Origin of the sequence: Lutimaribacter pacificus (assembly GCF_900142185.1) — a bacterium.
In the GTDB taxonomy this organism is placed as follows: Bacteria; Pseudomonadota; Alphaproteobacteria; order Rhodobacterales; family Rhodobacteraceae; genus Lutimaribacter; species Lutimaribacter pacificus.
The window spans coordinates 121137-141952 of sequence record NZ_FQZZ01000008.1 but is presented as its reverse complement, the minus strand read 5'-3'; the positions used below and the strand labels follow the sequence as shown (position 1 = coordinate 141952).

The window sequence follows — 20816 nt, the reverse complement described above, 5'->3', positions numbered from 1 at the left end:
TCAACCATGCAGTTTGCGCAGGGCAAAGATAAGGTCGCCTTTCAGCGCCTCAAAGGGGCGGGCGGCGGTTTCATGGGCGCGGCCGATCAGCACATAGTCCCAGCCAGGGCGGCCATGTTCGGGCAGCACCGCGCGGGCGGCCTCGCGCAGGCGGCGCTTGGCGCGGTTGCGCGCCACCGCGTTGCCGACCTTTTTCGAACAGGTAAAGCCGACGCGGATCGCGTCACCGCCATCACGCCGGTCGCGCGCCTGCACCATCATCGAACCGGCGCCCTGCTTTTGTGCGCGGGCGGCGCGCAGGAAATCGGCGCGGGTCCTGATGATGAACAGCCCGCTTTTCTGCGGGCAAACGGACGCCGCCGGGGGCATGTTCCCTCGGGGCGTTTCCGCGTCCCTCGGGGCCTCCGGCGGCGTCATCGTTCCGGTCTGATCGCGTTGGATCAGGCGCTCAGGCTCTTGCGGCCACGGGCGCGGCGCGCGTTCAGGATCTTGCGGCCGGCCTTGGTGGCCATGCGCGCGCGAAAGCCGTGGCGGCGTTTGCGAACCAGGTTCGAGGGTTGGTAGGTGCGTTTCATCGCTGCCATCTCCGAATAAGCGACCCCGCCGCGCGGATTCGCGCGGGGCCAGTGATCTGAAGCCCGGTCTATAGGGGCGGCGCCCGGATAAGTCAAACCGGGATGCGCGGGTTTGAAACAAAAATTCGCCCCCCGCGGACGGGGAATGTTACAACCGCGCGGTTTGCCGGTCAAATCGCGCGGTTTCGCGTCACCGCCGATCAACCGCCCGTGAGGGGGCTGTCAAATACGTCCCATCCGCCGCATCTTGGATGCACAACAGATGGGCCCGCAATGACCGAGAACGCCAGTCCGACCCCGGCGCGGAAATCCGCGCTGAAACGCAACCTGCCGCTGATCGTGATCCTGTCGGTGGCGGTCATCGGGGCGATTACCCTGCGCGACGTGCTGAATTTCGAAACCCTGCGCGACAACCGCGAGGCGCTGCTGGCGTTTCGTGACGTCAACTATCTTGTCACCGCCCTGGGTTTCATGGCGGTCTACGTGCTGATCGTGGCCTTTTCGCTGCCGGGCGCGACGCTGGCCACGCTGACCGGCGGGTTCCTGTTCGGGACGTGGATCGGCGCGGCGCTGAATGTGACCGCGGCCACGATCGGCGCCATCGCCATCTTCCTGGCCGCAAGGTTGGGGCTGGGCGAACGGCTTGCCGCGCGGATGGAGACCGGCACCGGCACGATAAAGCGCATCAAGGACGGGATCGACGAAAACCAGTGGTCGATGCTGTTCCTGATCCGCCTTGTTCCCGCGGTGCCGTTCTTTGTCGCCAACATCCTGCCCGCGCTGGTGGGGGTCGGCCTGTTCCGCTTTGCCGTGTCCACCTTTTTCGGGATCATTCCCGGCGGCGTGGTCTATACCTCGGTGGGGGCGGGGCTGGGCGACGTGTTCGCACGCGGCGAAACGCCCGATCTGGGTATCCTCTTTGAACCCTTTGTGCTGGGCCCGATCCTCGGCCTGTGCGCGCTGGCGGCGCTGCCCATCGTTCTGAAGGCCGTGCGCGGCAGGAAAGGCATCTGAGACATGGAAAAGATCAGGACCGATCTGCTGGTCATCGGGGCCGGGTCCGGCGGGCTGAGTGTGGCGGCGGGGGCGGTGCAGATGGGCGCCGCCGTGGTGCTGCTGGAAGGGCACCGGATGGGTGGCGACTGCCTGAATTACGGCTGCGTGCCGTCCAAGGCGCTGCTGGCGGCGGGGCAGGCTGCCCACGCGATGCAGGCCGGCGGTGCGATGGGGGTGACGCCGGTGGTGCCGGATGTGGATTTCGCCGCCGCCAGGGATCACGTGGCCGCCGTGATCGACACGATCAAACCGATGGACAGCGTCGAGCGGTTCGAGGGGCTGGGCGTGCGGGTGATCCGCGAATACGGCGCCTTCACCGGCCCGCAGACGGTGCAGGCCGGAGATCACGAGATCACCGCCCGCCGCATCGTGATCGCCACCGGCTCGTCCCCGCTGGTGCCGCCGATTCCGGGGCTGGACACCGTGCCGCATTATACCAACGAAACCATTTTCGACCTGCGCGACCGGCCCGATCATCTGCTGATCGTCGGCGGCGGACCCATCGGGATGGAGATGGCGCAGGCGCACCGCCGCCTCGGCTGCGCGGTGACGGTGATCGAAGGCGCAAAGGCGCTGGGCAAGGACGATCCCGAAATGGCCGCCATCGTGCTGGACCGCCTGCGCGCCGAGGGCATCGCCATCGAAGAGGACGCACCGGCCGCCGACATTCGCGGGCAGGCGGGCGCGATCGAGGTTGCGGTAAAGGACGGGCGCGTTTTCACGGGAACGCACCTGCTGGTCGCGGTGGGGCGCAAGCCGAATATCGACCGGCTGAACTTAGGTGCGGCGGGGATCGAGACCACGAAAACCGGCATCAGGGTGGATGACCGCCTGCGCAGCACCAACCGCAAGGTCTATGCCATCGGTGACGTGGCGGGCGGGATGCAGTTCACCCATGTCGCGGGCTATCATGCCGGGCTGATCATCCGCGAGGTGCTGTTCGGGCTGCCCACGAAGGTGAAAACCGCGCATATCCCCTGGGCCACCTATACCAGCCCCGAGCTGGCGCAGGTCGGCCCGACCGAGGCGCAGGCGCGCGCGCAGCATGGCGACCGGCTGGAGGTTGCGCGCTTCGATTACCGCCACAACGACAGGGCCATCGCCACCGGGCAGATGACCGGCGCGATCAAGGTGATGGTGGTCGGGGGCCGCCCCGTCGGCGCAACCATTGTTGGCCACCAGGCAGGCGAATTGATCGCCCTTTGGTCGCTGGCCATTGCCAACGGCCTGAAAATGTCGGCGGTGGCCGGCATGGTCGCGCCATACCCCACCATCGCGGAAATCAACAAGCGTGCCGCAGGGGCCTATTTCTCGCCCCGGCTCTTTGATAATCCTTGGGTCAAGCGCGTGGTGCGGGCGGTGCAACGCTGGCTGCCCTGACGCGATTGGTTTGAGGTTTCGATGCTGCGCACCCTGTCTGGACGATTCCTGATCCTGACCATCGTCTTCGTGATGCTGGCCGAGATCCTGATCTTCGTCCCCTCGATCGCGCGTTTCCGCGAGGATTACCTGCTCAGCCGGCTGGAACGGGCGCAGATCGCCTCGCTTGCGCTGCTGGCCGACGACATGATCTCGCCCGACCTGGAAGAGGAACTGCTGCGCAACGCCGAGGTCTATAACGTCGTGCTGCGCCGCAACGAGGCGCGGCAGCTGATCCTGCAATCGCCGGTGCCGCAGCCGATCCACGCCACCTTCGATCTGCGCGACCCGCCCGCGATGGCGCTGATCGGCGACGCGATGGCGCGGCTGTGGGACCCCGAGCCGCGGGTGATCCGGGTGATCGGCAACCCCGTGCGCGAGGCCGGGCTGCTGATCGAGGTGACGATGGAAACCGGCGGCCTGCGCACGGCGATGATCGACTATGGCCTGCGCATCCTTATCCTGTCGGCGGTGATCTCGATCTTTACCGCGACGCTGCTGTTCTTTGCCGTGCGCGAGCTTCTGGTGAAGCCGATCAAGGGCGTGGTGAAGGCCATGCAAAGCTATGCCGCCAACCCCGAGGACGCGCGCCGCATCCTTACCCCCACCGCCCGCGTGATCGAGCTGCGCGAGGCAGAGGAGGCGCTTGCCAGGATGGAGACCGAGCTGACCGGCGCGCTGAAGCAGAAGGAGCGGCTGGCCCAGCTTGGCGCGGCGGTGGCCAAGATCAGCCACGACCTGCGCAATATCCTGACCTCGGCGCAGCTTTTCGTCGACCGTATCGAGATGAGCGAAGACCCCGGCGTGCGCCGCATGGCGCCGAAGCTGGTGAACTCGATCACCCGCGCGGTGAACCTGACCGAATCCACCCTGGCCTTTGGCCGGGCCGAGGAGCCCCCGCCCAAGCTGACGCGGCTGGCGCTGGCCGGTATTGTCGAGGATGTGCTGGACAGCGAGCGGCTGGCCATCGGCGACGAGATGGATATCTCGATGTCCGAGGATGTGCCCACCGGCATGGTCGTGCGCGCCGATGCCGAGCAGCTTTACCGCGTGCTGTCCAACCTCGTGCGCAACGCGCGGCAGGCGCTGGCGCAGTCGGGCAAGGGCGGCGAGATCAGCGTCGCCGCGCATGAGGGCGATGGCGCCTGGATAATCGAGGTGGCCGATACCGGCCCCGGCCTGCCTAAAAAGGCGCAGGAAAACCTGTTCACCCCGTTCCAGGGCGGCGCGCGCAAGGGCGGTGCGGGGCTGGGCCTTGCCATCGCCGCCGAACTGATCCGCGGCCATGGCGGCATGCTGACGCTGGAACGCACCGGCCCCGACGGCACGATGTTCCGTATCTCGCTGCCGATGGGCGAGGCGGGCTGAGCCGCGCGCCCCGGCGCAGGCGGCAAGGCGCCATTTTCGTGCCACATTTGCGCCCAGACCTGGCCCCGCTGCGCGGCAATACATGTTGCCGGACAAGGTTAGGAGGCCACGATGATCCTGGTGCAAGCCCTGGGCCGCGGTTTGATCGCATTCTTCGTCATCATGTCGCTGGGCATTTCCGGCATGATGCTGCGCGACGGTGTGAACCTGGCGTCGCTCGGCGAGATTTCGGCCTACCTGCCCGATCGGGACATCGGGAGCGCGGTGGAGTCCTTCAAGGGGATGCTGCAGCGCCGCCTGAGCGACCTGATGTAAGCTGCGCGGGGTATTTCCGGGGCCGGTGCCGGTTTTACCGGGCGGCGGCAAAAAATCCTGAATTCGCCCTTGCAAACCCCCGCCGGGGGGGCTAAATCCCGCCTCCACGGACTGGTAGCTCAGTTGGATAGAGTACTTGACTACGAATCAAGGGGTCGGGGGTTCGAATCCTCCCCAGTCCGCCACTTTCCCCTAAAGTCGACAGTCTGGGCCTTTGCCCTTTCGCTTTGCAGGTTGCCCTTTGGCTGAGGTCGCACACTGGCCCGGTTTGCCCGTGGCCGGTGGGGAAACGCCTTGTCCGGCATCTGCCGAGCGGTGCCCTTCTGCTGCGAACTGCCCGGACGACAGCCTGGTCCCGCTCAGCCCATATCCGGGTCGCCCACGGCCTTGCGCCAGTGGCGGCGGCACAGGCTGACATAGGTCTCGTTCCCGCCGATCTGCACCTGTGCGCCGTCGCGCAGCACCGCGCCCGAGGCGTCCTTGCGCACCACCATCGTCGCCTTCTTGCCGCAGTGGCAGATCGTGCGCACCTCGCGCATTTCATCGGCCAGCGCCAGCAACGTGGCCGAGCCCGGGAAAAGCCGGCCGCGGAAATCCACGCGCAGCCCGTAGGCCATCACCGGTACGCCCAGGTCGTCGACCGCGCGCGCCAGTTGCCAGACCTGCGCGTCCTCCAGGAATTGCGACTCGTCGATGAAGACGCAGGCCACCGGACCGGCCGCCAGCCGCTTTGCGATCTTGCCGAACAGGTCCTCGCCCGGCGCGAAGGTGTCGGCGGCGCTGCCGATGCCGATGCGGCTGGCGATCCGGCCCTCGCCCGCGCGGGTATCCAGCTGCGCGGTCAGCAGATAGGTCTCCATCCCCCGCTCACGATAGTTATGCGCGGCCTGCAACAGCACCGTCGACTTGCCGGCATTCATGGTGGAGTAGTGGAAATAGAGCTTGGCCATGCGGGCGGCATAATCCGCCGGCCCCGCCCTTGGCAAGACCGCCCGGCAAGGGGGGCGAAAGGGGTGGGGCGGTCGACGTGAGTGATGGCCGACCGGCGCGCATGGCCCGGTCGGTATCGGCCGTTTTCGCCGGGCCTGTCCGCATGGGAACCCGAGGTGCCCCCGTGCGATCCGGCGAAAACAGGGCCCGCAACGCGGCTGCCGGTCGGAACCGGCTCTGCTGCCCCTCCCAGCAGACGCGCAGCGCGCCCCACCCTCAGCCGGCGCAGGGAGTGCCGGCCACTCGCAAAATCCCGAAAAAAACGGGAGTTCTTGATGCATGACAAATGGTGGCAAAGCGATTAATGGGAAAACCTGAACAGGTTTCCCCATGGGGTGCGAAAGGCAGGTTATGAACGCAGTCAGCAGTTATCTGAAGAAACACACCGAAGCCCTGGTCAAGGATGTGGGGATCGAACAGGCCTGCGTCCTGACCGGAAAGTCGAAGGCCACGCTGGGGCGGTATTATTCCGACCACCCCGAACATGCCGAACGGTTCATGCCGGTGGACGCGGTCGCGGCTCTGGAAGAGGCGGCGGGCTATCCGCATGTCACCAGCGCGCTGGCCGAGCTGAAGGGGATCACCCTGGCCATGGACGAGCGTCGCCCCAACCGGCCCGGCGGCGGCGGGGTCAATTCCGATGTCATCGCGCTGAGCCAGCGGTTCGCCCTGCTGATGGCGGAATACCAGCAATCCATCGAGGACGGGGTGATCACGGCCAACGAGGCCAAGCGGCTGCTGAAGGAAACGCTGTCGCTGCAGCAGGTGCTTCTGGACATGAAACTGCACCTGGAGGAAGAAACGGTGTGACCCGACCCACGGCCGCAACACCGCACCGGCCGCTGATCGAGGCCGAAAAGCAGACCCCGGCCGTTCTGCATGAGTTCCTGCGCGATCTCGAGGATACGACCCGCTCGGTCCAGGTGTGGCGGCGGCTCGTGCAACTGGGGCGCACGCTGGATCTGCCGTTCATTGATTTCATCTCGGCCAGCAGTTTCCGCGACTGGAAGAAGACGCTGTTCGTGCGCACCTCGTATGATGCCGAATGGCTCAACGACATGAGCCAGGACCCGGCGGTGCAGAAATGGTCGTATTTCCGCAGCCATGCGCTGCATCACCTGACGCCGATCGTGACGGGGCTGGAATTCATCGACGATTTCCACCCCGTGCCCCCGATCCGCCTGCAGATGCTGGAGCTTGCGGCCGAAAAGGGCCTGCGTGCGGGGTTTTCCGTGCCGCTGCGCATCCATGCGCCGCCACAGGCCGGGCTGATCACCTTTTCGGGGAACCATGCACGGCGCGACATGCTGACCATCCTGCGCGCCCATGGCTGGACGCTGCATGTCGCGGCTATGGCGGCGCACCAGCGATACGTGATGCATTTCGCCGCCGAGTTCCCCGACCGCAACGCGATTTCCGACAAGCAGCGCGAGCTGCTGGAACTGCTGGGGCAGGGGCTGAAGGACAAGGCGATCGCCGGCCGGCTCGGCGTGTCGGTCTCGGCGGTGCGCCAGCGGATGCACAGCCTGACCGAGAAGACCGGGATCGAGAATCGCAGCGGCCTGGCCGCGCTGGCGATGAGCCTGGGGCTGGTCGCCGATCCGCTGGGCCACAACGCGGCCGATGCCGACGGGGTCGAGGTGCTGGTGCAGATGGACGGCAAGGGCGAAAGATCGCGGCGCGAGGCGCCGGTGCCGGTGCCGGGCCGCCGGGCGATGGCCTCGGAATAATAAAGAGGGCCGGCATGGCCGACCCTCTGGTCCTGCTTAAAATGGCTTCCACATCGAAACGGCCGACACCGCAATGACACGGGGACCGCGCAAGCGGTGCGTCAGATCGGCCAGCAATATTACGGGGTTGCTTGTGCTCTCTCACCCAAAGCGGCCCTGCGGTATCGGGGACGACAGAGCCAGCTTTTCCCCCGTCATCAGTCTAGAAAACGGGCCTGCCGCTGTCTTGGGGGAAAATCGTCGGCGGCGGATGCACGCCCTGTCATTTCTGACAGGAGGTGTGCCCTTACCTGTCAGAAATGACAGGTGCCCATCCGGCTTGCTTTGGCGTGTGCGGGCATGCCTGCCTGCGGCGATTCGCCCCAGTGTCCGGCCTGCCCGCGGGCAGGCTGCGCTCAGCCCTGTGCGCCCTGCAACGCCATGACCCCGAAATCGCCCCTGGTGCGGGCCTCCATCGCCTCGACGGCGGCTATGGCCCCGGCGGCGGTGGTGAAATAGGGGATCTTGTCATAAAGCGCGACCGAGCGGATTTCGCGGCTGTCCTCGACCGCCTGCGCGCCCTCGGTGGTGTTGAACACCAGCGCGATCTGCCCGTCCTTCAGCATGTCGACGATGTTCGGCCGGCCCTCGTAGACCTTGTTGACCGTCTCGCAGGCCACGCCGGCCTCTTCCAGCCATTTCGCCGTGCCGCGGGTGGCGATCAGCGTCAGGCCCAGCCCGACAAGGCTGCGCGCGGCATCGGCCATCGCCCCGGTCTTGTCGGCATCCTTGATCGAGACGAACACCTTGCCCTCGCGCGGCAGGTCGGACCCCGCGCCAAGCTGCGCCTTGAGAAAGGCCAGCGGGAAAGAGACATCCCAGCCCATCACCTCGCCGGTGGAACGCATTTCCGGGCCCAGGATCGTGTCGACACCGGGGAAGCGGGCAAAGGGCAGCACCGCCTCCTTGACCGAGAACCACGGCATGTCGGGATCGGCCAGCGTCATCGGATCGGCCATCGGCAGCGTGCCGGGTTTGGCATCCTTGGGGTAGGGGCCGCGCAGCGGGAAATTCTCCATCGGCTCGCCCGCCATCAGCCGCGCGGCGATCGAGGCGATGGCCGAATCCGTGGCCTTGGCGACGAAGGGCACCGTGCGGCTGGCGCGCGGGTTCACCTCGATCAGGTAGATATCGCCGTCCTTGACTGCGAACTGCACGTTCATCAGGCCCACGACGCCCAGCTCCAGCGCCAGTGCCTGCGTCTGGCGCTTGATCTCGTCGATGATGCCGGCGGGCAGCGAATAGGGCGGCAGCGAACAGGCGCTGTCGCCGGAATGCACGCCGGCCTCTTCGATATGCTGCATGATGCCGGCCACATGCACGGTCTTGCCGTCGCTCAGCGCATCGACATCGCATTCGATGGCGCCCGACAGGTAACTGTCGAGCAGCACCGGGCTGTCGCCCGAGACCACCACCGCCTCGGCGATGTAGCGTTCCAGGTGCGCCATGTCGCGCACGATCTCCATCGCGCGACCGCCCAGCACGTAAGAGGGGCGGATCACCAGCGGAAAGCCGATATCCTCGGCAATCGCCAGCGCCTGCGCATCCGTGCTGGCGATGCCGTTGCGCGGCTGTTTCAGCGCCAGCTTGTTCACAAGCTGCTGGAACCGCTCGCGGTCTTCGGCAAGGTCGATGGCGTCGGGCGTGGTGCCGAGGATCGGAATGCCCTCTTCATACAGCGCATTGGCCAGTTTCAGCGGGGTCTGCCCGCCGAATTGCACGATCACACCGTGCAGCGTGCCGTTTTCCTGCTCGACCCGCAGGATTTCCATCACGTGTTCGAATGTCAGCGGCTCGAAATACAGCCGGTCCGAGGTGTCGTAATCGGTGGACACCGTTTCCGGGTTGCAGTTGACCATGATGGTTTCGTAACCCGCGTCGGTCAGTGCGAAGCAGGCGTGGCAGCAGCAATAGTCGAACTCGATCCCCTGGCCGATCCGGTTCGGGCCGCCGCCCAGGATCACCACCTTCTTGCGGTCGCTGGGGCGCGATTCGCATTCCACGTCGCCCATCGCGGGCGCCTCGTATGTGGAATACATATAGGGCGTCTGCGCCTCGAACTCGGCGGCGCAGGTGTCGATGCGCTTGAACACGGCCGTCACGCCAAGGTTCTGGCGCGCGCGGCGCACGTTGCCTTCGGTCCGGCCGGTCAGTGCCGCCAGCCGCGCATCGGTAAAGCCCATCATCTTCAGCCGGCGCAACCCGTCCTCGGTGACGGGCAGGCCGTCCTTCCTGATCCTGTCCTCGGTCTCGACGATCTCGCGGATGCGGGCCAGGAACCAGGGGTCGAACATGGTGACGCCGTGGATCTCGTCGTCGCTCAGCCCGTGGCGCATGGCCTGCGCGATGGTGCGCATCCGGTCGGGCGTCTGTTCGCTGATCGCCTTGATCACCGCGGCCTTGTCCGGCGCACCTTCGATTTCCACCTCGTCGAAACCGGTCAGCCCCGATTCCATCGAAGCCAGCGCCTTTTGCAGCGATTCGTGGATGGTGCGGCCGATGGCCATCGCCTCGCCCACGGATTTCATCGCGGTGGTCAGGTGCGGTTTGGAGCCGGGGAATTTCTCGAAGGCGAATTTCGGGATCTTGGTGACGACGTAATCGATCGTCGGCTCGAAACTGGCGGGCGTCACCTTGGTGATGTCGTTATCCAGCTCGTCCAGCGTGTAGCCCACCGCCAGCTTGGCCGCGATCTTGGCAATCGGGAACCCCGTCGCCTTGGACGCCAGCGCCGACGAGCGGCTGACGCGGGGGTTCATTTCGATCACCACCATGCGGCCGTCCTCGGGGTTGATCGCCCATTGCACGTTCGACCCGCCGGTTTCCACGCCGATCTCGCGCAGCACGGCGATAGAGCCGTTGCGCATGATCTGGTATTCCTTGTCGGTCAGCGTCAGCGCCGGGGCCACGGTGATGGAATCGCCCGTGTGCACGCCCATCGGGTCGACGTTTTCGATGGAGCAGACGATGATCGCGTTGTCCGCCTTGTCGCGGACGACCTCCATCTCGTATTCCTTCCAGCCCAGCAGGCTTTCGTCGACAAGGATCTGGCCCACCGGGCTGGCATCCATGCCGGTGCGGCAATAGTGGATGTAATCGTCGCGGTTATAGGCCACGCCGCCGCCGGTGCCGCCCAGTGTGAAGGCCGGGCGGATGATCGCGGGCAGGCCGATATCCTCCAGCGCCTCAAGCGCCTTGGCGACGCCGGCCTCGAGGTCGAAATGGCCCCTGGCGTCCTTCGGGGCGGTGACGATGGTGGCGCGGGGGTTCTCGATGCCCAGCCGGTCCATCGCCTCGCGGAACAGCTTGCGGTCCTCGGCCATCTCGATGGCCTCGCGGTTGGCGCCGATCAGCTCGACGCCGAATTTCTCCAGCACGCCCATGTCGGCCAGCGCCAGCGATGTGTTCAGCCCGGTCTGCCCGCCCATCGTCGGCAAGAGCGCGTCGGGGCGTTCCTTTTCGATGATCTTGGCCACGACCTCGGGCGTGATCGGCTCGATATAGGTGGCGTCGGCCAGCCCCGGATCGGTCATGATCGTGGCCGGGTTCGAGTTCACCAGGATCACCCGGTATCCCTCTTCGCGCAGCGCCTTGCAGGCCTGTGCGCCGGAATAGTCGAACTCGCAGGCCTGTCCGATGATGATGGGCCCCGCGCCGATGATCATGATGGAGGTGATATCGGTTCTTTTGGGCATGTCTCGGACCTCTGTATTCGCGTGTATTCGCGGGCAGCGGGCGGCCCGGAGCAAGCAGAGTCGGGCCGCGCAAATTGTCGTGGGTTATAGACATCGCGGGGCGCGGCGCAACCCCTGATCCGGTGCGTCAGGAAAACCGGTTCACCCCGGCGCCCCGAGGCGCTAGAAGGCAGCCAAGGAAAACGCAGGAGTCCCCGCAGCATGTCCAGACCGGTCGTTCTTTGCATCCTCGATGGCTGGGGCTATCGTGAAGACCCGGCCGACAACGCGGTGGCGCAGGCGCAGACGCCGAATTTCGACCGGATCTGGGCCAGCTGTCCGCATAACCTTCTGATTACCCACGGGCCGGATGTGGGCCTGCCGCGCGGGCAGATGGGCAATTCCGAGGTCGGCCACACCAATATCGGCGCGGGCCGCGTGGTGGCGATGGATCTGGGCCAGATCGACCTGGCGATCGAGGACGGCTCGTTCGCGCGCAACGAGGCGCTGCAACGCTTCATCGCGCGGCTGAAGGAAACCGGCGGCACCGCGCATCTGATGGGGCTTTTGTCCGATGGCGGGGTGCACGGGCACATCGCGCATATCCTTGCCGCCATCGACGCGATTGCCGGCGCGGGCGTGCCCGTCGTGCTGCACGCCGTCACCGACGGGCGCGACGTGGCGCCGAAATCGGCCTTTACCTATGTCGCGGCGCTGCAGGACGCGCTGCCGCAGGGCGCGCGGGTGGGCACCGTCACGGGGCGCTATTTCGCGATGGACCGCGACAACCGCTGGGACCGCGTGGAAGAGGCCTATGCCGCGATGGTGCGCGGGCAGGGCCTGCACGCCTCCAGTGCGCGGCGCGCGGTCGACGCGGCCTATAACCGCTCGGAAACCGACGAGTTCATTACCGCCACCGTGGTTGGCGACTACGCCGGCGCGCGCGATAGCGACGGGTTCTTTTGCCTGAACTTCCGGGCCGACCGGGCGCGCGAAATCCTGCGTGCGGTGGCCGAGCCGGGGTTCGATGCCTTCGACGTGCCGGGACGGCCGGATTGGGCGATGGTGCTGGGCATGGTGGAATATTCCGAGGCGCACAATGCCTGGATGGACACGATGTTCCCGCCGCGCGACATCCGCAACACGCTGGCCGAATGGGTGGCGAAACAGGGCAAGCGCCAGTTCCACCTGGCCGAGACCGAGAAATATCCCCATGTCACCTTTTTCCTGAATGGCGGCAAGGAAACGCCCGAGCCGGGCGAAGACCGCTACATGGCCGCCAGCCCCAGGGTGGCGACATACGACCTCCAGCCCGAGATGAGCGCCCCCGAGGTGACCGACCATTTCGTGCAGGCGATCGGGGACGGTTATGACCTGATCGTGACAAATTACGCCAATCCTGACATGGTCGGCCATACCGGCGACCTGAAGGCCGCGATCGCCGCCTGCGAGGCGGTGGATCGGGGGCTGGGCCGGGTGCTGGCGGCGCTTGAAAAGGCAGGGGGGGCGATGATCGTCACGGCCGATCACGGTAATTGCGAGGTGATGCGCGACCCTGAAACCGGCGGGCCGCATACCGCGCATACCACCAACCCGGTGCCGGTGATCATGGTCGGCGGCCCGGAAGGCGCCGCGCTGAACCCCGGCCGGCTGGCCGATCTTGCGCCCACGCTGCTGCAGCTGATGGGGCTGGACCGGCCGCCCGAGATGACGGGGGAAAGCCTGATCGCATGATCCGCGCCACAGCCCTTGCCTGCCTGGTCGCGCTGGGCGGCCCGGCCGCGGCGCAGACCGCGCCCGACCCGGCCGAGGCCGCGCGCGCCGCGGCGCAGCGTCTGGACGAGGCCGCGCAGCAACTCGACAAGGCCGACAGTGCGCGCAACCGGGTCAAGGCGCTGACAGAAACCCTGCGTGCCTACGAGGACGGGCTTGAGGCGATGCGCGACGGGCTGCGCCGCGCGGCGATCCGGGAACAAAGTCTGCGGACCGAGCTTCAGGCGCGCGAGGACGAGATCGCCCGCCTGCTGGGCGTGCTGCAGGCGATGGGCCGCTCGCCCACGCCGGTTCTGTTCCTGCATCCCGGCGGGCCGACGGGCACCGCGCGCTCGGGCATGATCCTGGCGGATGTGGCGCCCGCGCTGAACGCCAGGGCCGAGGAGCTGCGCACCAGGCTGGACGAGATGCGCACCCTGCGCGCGCTGCAGGAAACCGCCGCCGACACGTTGCGCGAGGGGCTGAACGGCGTGCAGGACGCGCGCACCGCGCTCAGCCAGGCGGTGGCCGACCGCCAGCCGCTGCCGCGCCGCTTTACCGAGGACCCGGTGAAAACCGCGATCCTGATCGCCTCGACCGAAACGCTGGAAGGGTTCGCAAGCGGGCTGAGCCAGATCGCGCAGGGCGAAAGCACCGGCAGCCTGCCCGATATCGACCACCGCAAGGGCACGCTGCCGCTGCCGGTGCAGGGGCAGCTGCTGCGCCGCGCGGGCGAGGCCGACGCCGCCGGGATCGCCCGGCCCGGCATCTTGCTGGCGACCCGGCCGCGGGCGCTGGTGACGACACCGGCGGCGGCGACGATCCGCTATCGCGGGCCGCTGCTGGATTACGGCAACGTGATGATTCTCGAACCGCAGGCCGGCACGCTTTTCGTTCTGGCCGGGCTCGACGTGGTCTATGGCGACACCGGCGAGGTGCTGCCTGCCGGCAGCCCGGTGGGGCTGATGGGCGGCGAAGACGCGGAAATTGGCGCGGTGATCACACAATCGGGCGAGGGGGCTGGAAACACGCGGCCCGAAACGCTCTATATAGAAGTCAGGCAAGACAACCAGCCGGTCGATCCGTCGGCATGGTTCGCAATGCAGGAAGGATGACCGAGGTATGAAGAAATTTGTCATGGCCGCGCTGGGTGGCACACTGGCCGGGATGATCGCCACCACGCAGGTCGCGGGCCCGCTGGTCGCGCAGGAGGCGGGCAAGCAGGCCACCGTCTACGAGCAGCTTGATCTTTTCGGCGACATTTTCGAACGCATCCGCGCGCAATATGTCGAAGAGGTCGACGAGAAAGACCTGATCGAGGCGGCGATCAACGGAATGCTTACCTCGCTCGATCCGCATTCCAGCTACCTGTCGCCCGACGATGCCGCCGACATGCGCGTGCAGACCCGCGGTGAGTTCGGCGGGCTGGGCATCGAGGTCACGCAGGAAGAGGGCTTCGTCAAGGTCGTCTCGCCGATGGATGGCACCCCCGCCGACGAGGCCGGGATCGAGGCCGGCGATTTCATCACCCATGTCGATGGCGAAAGCGTGCTGGGCCTGACCCTGGACGAGGCGGTGGACAAGATGCGCGGCCCGGTCGGCAGCGAGATCATCATCACCATCGTGCGCGAGGGCGAGGCCGAACCGTTCGACGTGTCGCTGGTGCGCGACACGATCAAGCTGCAGGCCGTGCGCTCGCGCGTCGAGGGCGACGCCGTGGTGCTGCGCGTCACCACCTTCAACGACCAGACCTTTGCCAATCTCGAGGAGGGGCTGAACAAGACGGTCGAAGAACTGGGCGGTCTCGACAAGATCAGCGGCATCGTCCTTGACCTGCGCAACAACCCCGGCGGGCTGCTGACCCAGGCGATCCGCGTCAGCGACGCCTTCCTCGAAAAGGGCGAGATCGTGTCGACCCGCGGCCGCGACCCGGCCGATGGCGACCGCTACAACGCCACCCCCGGCGACCTGGCCAACGGCCGGCCGATCGTGGTGCTGATCAACGGCGGCTCGGCCTCGGCCTCGGAAATCGTGGCCGGCGCGCTGCAGGATCACCGCCGCGCCATCGTGGTCGGCACCAAGAGCTTCGGCAAGGGCTCGGTCCAGACGGTGATGCCGCTCCGGGGCGACGGCGCGATGCGCCTGACCACCGCGCGCTATTACACGCCCTCGGGCCGGTCGATCCAGAACCTTGGCGTGTCGCCCGATATCGTGGTGCAGCAGCCGCGCCGCGCGCCCAATGCCGCGGAGGAAGAGGAACAGACGCGGCCCCGGTCGCGCTCCGAGGCCGACCTGCGCGGGCGGCTGGACAACGATTCGCTGTCCGAGGACGAGGTGCGCCAGATCGAGGAAGACCGGGCCAAGGCCGACAAGGCCGCGCAACTGCGCGAGGAGGATTACCAGCTGGCCTATGCGGTCGATATCCTTCGCGGGCTGAGCGCGCTGGCCCCGGAAGCGGCGGAATAGGCACCGGCGCGCGGGCTGATGCGTGCGCGCCGCACCGGGGCCGGGCCCCGGTGCGGGCCTCCGGCGGGAGTATTTCAGGAACGATGAAGAGGCGCGCATGAGCCCCGAGGATATCGACCGGCTGCCCTATCGCCCCTGCGTGGGCGTGATGCTGGCCAACGCGGCGGGCGAGCTGTTCGTCGGCCAGCGCATCGACAGCGAAACCCCGGCCTGGCAGATGCCCCAGGGCGGCATCGACGAGGGCGAAACCCCGCGCGACGCCGCCCTGCGCGAATTGTGGGAAGAGACCGGCGTGACCGCCGACCTCGTGACGGTCGAGGCCGAAACCGACGATTGGGTGACCTACGACCTGCCGCACGAGATCGTGCCGCGGATCTGGAAGGGCCGGTTCCGGGGGCAGCGCCAGAAATGGGTGCTTCTGCGGTTTCACGGGCGCGACGACCAGGTGGATATCGACACCGATCATCCCGAATTCTCCGAATGGCGCTGGCTGCCCGCCAACGAGGTGGTGGACCAGATCGTGCCGTTCAAGCGCGGCGTCTACGAACAGGTGCTGGCCTGTTTCCGCGACAGGCTCTGACCGCGCGGACCGGGTGTTTTGACGCTTTCCAAACCCGCTCCGCTGGGCTAACCCGCCCGGCATGGGACGGAAACATCTGGATACACGGGCGATCGGCCTCGATATCGGTCTGGCCTTCGTCAAATGGCTGACGGGGGCCGAGAATCTGCATTACGGCTACTGGCAGGGGCTGGAGGTCACCGCCGCCAACCTGCGCGCGGCGCAGGAGGCGTATACCGACCGGCTGTTTGCCCTGCTGCCGGACCGCCCGGCGCGCATCCTCGACATCGGCGGCGGGGCGGGCGAGACCGCCAGGAAACTGCTGGCGCTGGGGCACGAGGTCGAGATCGTGGTGCCCAGCCCCTTCCTGGCCGAACGCTGCCGTGCCAACGCGCCGGGCGCGCGGGTGCATGAATGCACCTTCCAGGCGTTCACCGGGCAGGGGCCGTTCGACATCTGCCTGTTCTCGGAAAGCTTTCAGTATATCCCGCTCGACCTTGGCCTGTCGAAATGCCTCGGCCTGCTGGCCGGGGGCGGCCGGATCGTGCTGGCCGACTGTTTCCGCCGCAAGGGGTTCAAACGCGATGCCATCCGCGCCACCGTAGGCGGGGGGCACCCGGTCACCCGGTTCCGCGCGACCCTTGCCGCCCTGCCGCTCGAGGTGCTGAGCGAAGAGGACATCACCGGCCAGACCGCGCCGTCGGTCGAGATCGAGCAGGGGCTATACAACGTGCTGGGCTACGGGCTGACCCGCGTGGACGGGGAATTGCAGGCCAGGCGCCCCTGGCTGCACCGGGGCCTGTCCCGCGCGCTGCGCCTCGTTCTGAGCGCGCGCAAGCGCGCGCGGCTGCACCAGCGCCTGAACGAGCAAAGCCGCAACCGCGCAACATTCGCCGCGAACAACGTCTACCTGATGATGGCGCTGCGGCGGCGGGCGTGACCTGCCGCTTCACTGTTCCCCAAATACTCCTGCGCGCCCGTCATTCCCGCGCGCGCAACACGGCCGCCGGGCGCATCGCCAGCGGGCGCCAGGCAAAGGCCAGCCCCGACAGCAGCGTCGCCAGGATGCCGCCCAGCACGATGGCGATGGCCGAGGGCCAGATTACCGTGAAACCGGTTTCCAGCACGTAATGGCTGACCGCCCAGCCGCCGGCGATGCCCGCCGCCAGCGCCACCAGCCCTGCGCCAAGGCCCAGCAGCGCCGCGCGCAGCGCAAAGCTGGTCAGGATGCGCGACCGCGTGGCGCCCAGCGTGCGCAGCACCGCCGCCTCGTAGATGCGCGCGGTATCGCCCGCCGCCGCCGCGCCGATCAGCACGAGGAAACCGGTGACCAGCGTGGCCGCCGCGCCCCAGCTTGTCGCGGCGGCAAGCCCGGCCAGCACCTCGGACACGCGGTCGATGGCGTCGCGCACGCGGATCGCGGTGATGTTGGGATAGGCGTTGGCGAGGTCGCGCAGGATCGCCGCCTCGGCTTGCGGTTCGGCATAGACGGTGGCGATAAAGCTGTGCGGCGCCCCGGCCAGCGCGGCCTCGTTCATCGCCATGACGAACCCCATCCCGGCGGTCGAGAAATCGACCTCGCGGAAGCTGGTGATCGTGCCGGTGATGTCGCGGCCCAGGATGTTGACGGTCATCGTGTCGCCCAGGCGCAGGCCCATCTCGGCGGCCTCTTCGGCTGAAAAGCTGATCTGCGGCGGGCCGGTGTAATCCTCGGGCCACCACGCGCCGGCGGTCACCTTGGTGCCCTTGGGCTGCGTCGCGGCATAGGTCACGCCGCGATCGCCCTGGATCACCCAGTGTTCGCCCGCGACCTCGGAGGCAGGGCGGTCGTTGATCCGGGTGATGATCCCGCGCAGCATCGGCGCGTTCTCGCTGCGGCTGACCGTCGGATCGCCCTCGATCCGGTCGAGAAAGCCGGGCATCTGGTCGCGCTGGATGTCGAGAAAGAAATAGGACGGCGCCTGCCGGGGCAGGTCGCGGGCGATGGCGCCGCGCAGGTTGCCGTCGATCTGGCCCACCGCGGCCAGCACCGACAGGCCCAGCCCCAGCGACAGCACGACCGAGGCCGCCTCGGCCCCGCGCCCGGAAATCGCCCCCAGCGCCCAGCGCAGGGCGGGGCGCTGGCCCGCCGCCCCGCGCGCGCGGCGGGCGGCGATGCGGATGGCCCAGGCCGCCAGCGCCAGCAGCGCCAGCGCAAAGACCAGCCCCCCGGCGGTCCACAGCGTCAGCCGCCAGGTGCCGGAAAACAGCGCCGCCACCCCGATCAGCGCGGCGGCCAGCAGCAGGGTCAGCCCCACCCAGACCGGGCGGGGCAGGGCGCGGCCCGATTGCCCGCCGTCGCGGAACAGGGTGGCGGCGCGGATATCCTCGGTCCGGGCCAGCGGCCAGAGGGTAAAGATCAGCGCGGTCAGCGCGCCATAGACCGCCGCCTCGCCCAGCGGCGCGGGATAGAGGGTGAACACCGCCGGCACCGGCAATTGCGCCAGCAGCACCGGGGCCAGCGCCAGCGGCGCCAGCGCGCCCAGCACCAGCCCCGCCGCGATCCCCAGCAGCGACAGCGCGCCGATCTGCAGGAAATAGGTCTGAAAGATCATCCCGCGCTCGGCCCCCAGCGTGCGCAGCGTGGCGATCACGGATGTCTTGCGTGCCAGGTAGGCCCGCACCGCCGCCGACACGCCGACGCCGCCCACGGCAAGGCCCGACAGCCCGACGAGGATCAGGAATGCGCCGATCCGGTCGACGAATTCGGCCACCCCCGGCGCGCCGTTGCGCGCATCGCGCCAGCGCAGGCCGGTTTCGGCGAACCGCGCCTTTGCCTCGGCTTCCAGCGCCGGCAGGTTCGCGCCCTCGAGCAGGTCCAGCCGGTATTTCGTGGAGTAAAGCGTGCCGGGCTGCAACAGCCCCGATCCCGCCAGCGCCCCGGTGGCCACCAGCGTGCGCGGCCCCAGCGCGAAACCGGCGCCGGCATCGTCCGGCTCGCGCCCGATACGGGCCATCAGCACGAAATCCTGCGTGCCGAGCCGAAAGCGGTCGCCCATCGCCAACCCCAGCCGGTCGGCCAGCAGCGGGTCCATCGCCGCGCCGGGCAGCCCGTCCTGCCCGGCCAGCGCGCGGCCCAGCGGCATGTCGGGCTCCAGCTCTACCGCCCCGATCAGCGGATAGGCCCCGTCGACCGATTTCACCTGCGTCAACCCGCGTTCGGTCGCGCCGTCGCGCGTGACCACCGCCATCGAGCGGAAATCGGTCACCTCGGACACCGCCAGCGCGGTCTCGTCCATCCAGGCGCGTTCGTCATCGGTGGCAAAGCGATAGGTAAACTCCATCTCGGCATCGCCGCCCAGCAGCGCCGCGCCCTCGCGTGCCAGCCCCGCCTCGATCGCGGCGCGCACCGATCCCACGGCGGTGATCGCCGCCACCCCCAGCGCAAGGCAGGCCAGGAAGATCCAGAACCCCCTGATCCCCCCGCGCAATTCGCGCCGGGCGAACCGGGCCGCGATGCCAAGGCTCATTGCGCGGCCTCCGCCAGCGTGTCCACCCGCCCGTCGCGCAGATGCACCACCCGGTCGCAGCGCGCCGCAAGGTCGGGCGCGTGGGTGACCAGCACCAGCGTCGCGCCGTGCCGGTCGCGCAACCCGAACAGCATGTCCATGATCGCCGCGCCATTGGCCCCGTCCAGGTTGCCGGTCGGCTCGTCCGCCAGCAGGATCTCGGGCCGGGGCGCGGCGGCACGGGCCAGCGCCACGCGCTGCTGCTCGCCGCCCGACATCTGCGACGGGTAATGGCCCGCGCGGTCCTCCAGCCCCATGGCGCGCAGCTCGTCCATCGCGCGGTCCATCGCGTCGGGCGCGCCCGCCAGTTCCAGCGGGGTCGCCACGTTTTCCAGCGCGGTCAGCGTCGGGATCAGGTGGAACGACTGGAACACCACGCCCAGGTGCCCGCGCCGGAACCGGGCCAGCGCGTCCTCGCTCATCCCCGTCAGTTCCTGCCCCAGCACGGTCACGGTGCCGGCGGTGGCGCGTTCCAGCCCGCCCATCAGCATCAGCAGCGAGGATTTGCCCGACCCCGACGGCCCGACCAGCCCCAGCGTCTGCCCACGCTGGACATCCAGCGTGATGCCATGAAGGATATCGACGCGCCCGGCATTGCCATCGAGGGACAAGGACACATCTTTGAGGGAAATCACGGGGTCTGACATGAAAAAGCGCCTGTTTCTGAACCTGTCCTTGGCATATGGGGTTGCGGCCCTGATCGGCAAGCTGCTGATCGCCGCACCCGCCGTTGCCGACACCAGCGGCCCGGTCATCGTGGCGCTGGGCGACAGCCTGACGCAGGGCTATGGCCTGATGGAGCACGAAGGTTTCGTGCCGCAACTGCGCGACTGGCTGTCCGCCAACGGAGTCGATGCGTTTCGCGTCATCAATGCGGGCGTGTCGGGCGATACCACGGCGGGGGGCCTGTCCCGCGTGGCCTGGACGCTGACGCCGGATGTGGACGCGATGATCGTGGCGCTGGGTGGCAACGATCTGCTGCGCGGCATCGACCCGGCAGTGACCCGTGCCAATATCGACGGCATATTGTCCGAGGCGCAAAAGTCCGGTGTCGCCGTCCTGCTGGTGGGGATGCAGGCGCCGGGCAATTACGGCCCCGACTACCAGCGCGATTTCCAGGCGATCTGGCCCGACATGGCCGCGAAATACGACACCTTGCTGGTTGACAGCTTTTTCGCCGGGCTGGGTGAGGATATCGACCCCGCGCAGATGCGCGGCGTTTTCCAGCCCGACGGGATTCATCCCAATGCCGAAGGGGTGAAACGGATCGTCGACGGTCTGGGCCCTCATGTCCTCGACCTGATCGAACGCATCCCCGACTAGGG

At 67.8% G+C, this 20816-nt stretch carries 18 protein-coding genes and 1 tRNA gene; 13 read left to right on the top strand and 6 right to left on the bottom strand.

Annotated elements, in window-relative coordinates; all coding sequences use genetic code 11:
- Both rnpA and rpmH read right to left on the bottom strand, forming a co-directional pair.
- On the bottom strand, positions 1–417 hold the full coding sequence (gene rnpA, locus F3H87_RS17865) for a ribonuclease P protein component (protein ID WP_149789041.1): 417 nt from the start codon (positions 415–417) through the stop codon (positions 1–3).
- Between the two features lie 23 nt (positions 418–440).
- Positions 441–575, bottom strand: coding sequence for a 50S ribosomal protein L34 (gene rpmH / locus F3H87_RS17860; protein WP_005980833.1), 135 nt, complete (start codon positions 573–575; stop codon positions 441–443).
- A gap of 273 nt (positions 576–848) precedes the next feature.
- On the opposite strand from rpmH, the gene F3H87_RS17855 reads away from it, so the two are divergent.
- The 5 genes from F3H87_RS17855 to F3H87_RS17835 all read left to right on the top strand — a co-directional run bounded on the left by F3H87_RS17855 (position 849) and on the right by F3H87_RS17835 (position 4918).
- Complete coding sequence (locus F3H87_RS17855; protein WP_149789042.1) at positions 849–1589, top strand: TVP38/TMEM64 family protein; 741 nt, start codon at positions 849–851, stop codon at positions 1587–1589.
- Positions 1590–1592: 3 nt separating this feature from the next.
- Positions 1593–3011 (top strand): dihydrolipoyl dehydrogenase family protein, encoded by a 1419-nt coding sequence (locus F3H87_RS17850; protein WP_149789043.1) that lies wholly within the window; start codon positions 1593–1595, stop codon positions 3009–3011.
- 21 nt (positions 3012–3032) lie between these two features.
- A complete protein-coding gene (locus tag F3H87_RS17845; RefSeq protein WP_149789044.1) occupies positions 3033–4418 on the top strand; it encodes a sensor histidine kinase in 1386 nt (461 codons plus the stop codon).
- Positions 4419–4529: 111 nt separating this feature from the next.
- Positions 4530–4733, top strand: coding sequence for a hypothetical protein (locus F3H87_RS17840; RefSeq protein ID WP_149789045.1), 204 nt, complete (start codon positions 4530–4532; stop codon positions 4731–4733).
- Positions 4734–4841: 108 nt separating this feature from the next.
- Positions 4842–4918, top strand: a tRNA-Arg gene (locus F3H87_RS17835).
- Positions 4919–5092: 174 nt separating this feature from the next.
- Here F3H87_RS17835 and F3H87_RS17830 read toward each other — a convergent pair.
- Complete coding sequence (locus tag F3H87_RS17830; protein ID WP_149789046.1) at positions 5093–5683, bottom strand: thymidine kinase; 591 nt, start codon at positions 5681–5683, stop codon at positions 5093–5095.
- 391 nt (positions 5684–6074) lie between these two features.
- On the opposite strand from F3H87_RS17830, the gene F3H87_RS17825 reads away from it, so the two are divergent.
- Positions 6075–6533 carry a phage regulatory CII family protein gene (locus tag F3H87_RS17825; protein WP_149789047.1) on the top strand — a complete coding sequence of 153 codons (459 nt, stop codon included), beginning with the start codon at positions 6075–6077 and terminating at the stop codon, positions 6531–6533.
- Positions 6530–7453, top strand: a complete 924-nt coding sequence (locus F3H87_RS17820; protein ID WP_149792007.1) for a helix-turn-helix transcriptional regulator — start codon at positions 6530–6532, stop codon at positions 7451–7453. The genes F3H87_RS17825 and F3H87_RS17820 overlap by 4 nt, the downstream gene beginning before the upstream one ends.
- Before the next feature lie 395 nt (positions 7454–7848).
- Here the strand turns inward: F3H87_RS17820 and carB are convergent, their stop codons facing one another.
- Positions 7849–11187, bottom strand: a complete 3339-nt coding sequence (gene carB / locus F3H87_RS17815) for a carbamoyl-phosphate synthase large subunit (protein ID WP_149789048.1) — start codon at positions 11185–11187, stop codon at positions 7849–7851.
- 201 nt (positions 11188–11388) lie between these two features.
- On the opposite strand from carB, the gene gpmI reads away from it, so the two are divergent.
- The 5 genes from gpmI (at position 11389) to F3H87_RS17790 (ending at position 16883) form a co-directional block, all read left to right on the top strand.
- The gene (gene gpmI / locus F3H87_RS17810; protein WP_149789049.1) at positions 11389–12900 is read left to right on the top strand and encodes a 2,3-bisphosphoglycerate-independent phosphoglycerate mutase; all 1512 of its coding nucleotides are present in this window, start codon (positions 11389–11391) and stop codon (positions 12898–12900) included.
- Positions 12897–14033 carry a murein hydrolase activator EnvC family protein gene (locus F3H87_RS17805; protein ID WP_149789050.1) on the top strand — a complete coding sequence of 379 codons (1137 nt, stop codon included), beginning with the start codon at positions 12897–12899 and terminating at the stop codon, positions 14031–14033. The genes gpmI and F3H87_RS17805 overlap by 4 nt, the downstream gene beginning before the upstream one ends.
- A gap of 7 nt (positions 14034–14040) precedes the next feature.
- Positions 14041–15384, top strand: a complete 1344-nt coding sequence (locus F3H87_RS17800) for a S41 family peptidase (protein WP_149789051.1) — start codon at positions 14041–14043, stop codon at positions 15382–15384.
- A gap of 97 nt (positions 15385–15481) precedes the next feature.
- Entirely contained in the window at positions 15482–15964 is a 483-nt protein-coding gene (locus F3H87_RS17795; RefSeq protein WP_149789052.1) for an RNA pyrophosphohydrolase, read from the top strand.
- A 61-nt stretch (positions 15965–16025) separates the two neighbouring features.
- On the top strand, positions 16026–16883 hold the full coding sequence (locus F3H87_RS17790; protein WP_149789053.1) for a class I SAM-dependent methyltransferase: 858 nt from the start codon (positions 16026–16028) through the stop codon (positions 16881–16883).
- 40 nt (positions 16884–16923) lie between these two features.
- Here the strand turns inward: F3H87_RS17790 and F3H87_RS17785 are convergent, their stop codons facing one another.
- Positions 16924–19452 (bottom strand): ABC transporter permease, encoded by a 2529-nt coding sequence (locus F3H87_RS17785; protein ID WP_149789054.1) that lies wholly within the window; start codon positions 19450–19452, stop codon positions 16924–16926.
- Positions 19449–20138, bottom strand: a complete 690-nt coding sequence (locus tag F3H87_RS17780) for an ABC transporter ATP-binding protein (protein ID WP_149789055.1) — start codon at positions 20136–20138, stop codon at positions 19449–19451. The genes F3H87_RS17785 and F3H87_RS17780 overlap by 4 nt, the downstream gene beginning before the upstream one ends.
- Between F3H87_RS17780 and F3H87_RS17775 the strand changes: the two genes are divergently transcribed.
- Positions 20137–20814 carry an arylesterase gene (locus tag F3H87_RS17775; protein ID WP_149789056.1) on the top strand — a complete coding sequence of 226 codons (678 nt, stop codon included), beginning with the start codon at positions 20137–20139 and terminating at the stop codon, positions 20812–20814. The genes F3H87_RS17780 and F3H87_RS17775 overlap by 2 nt on opposite strands.
- Positions 20815–20816 lie beyond the last annotated feature (2 nt).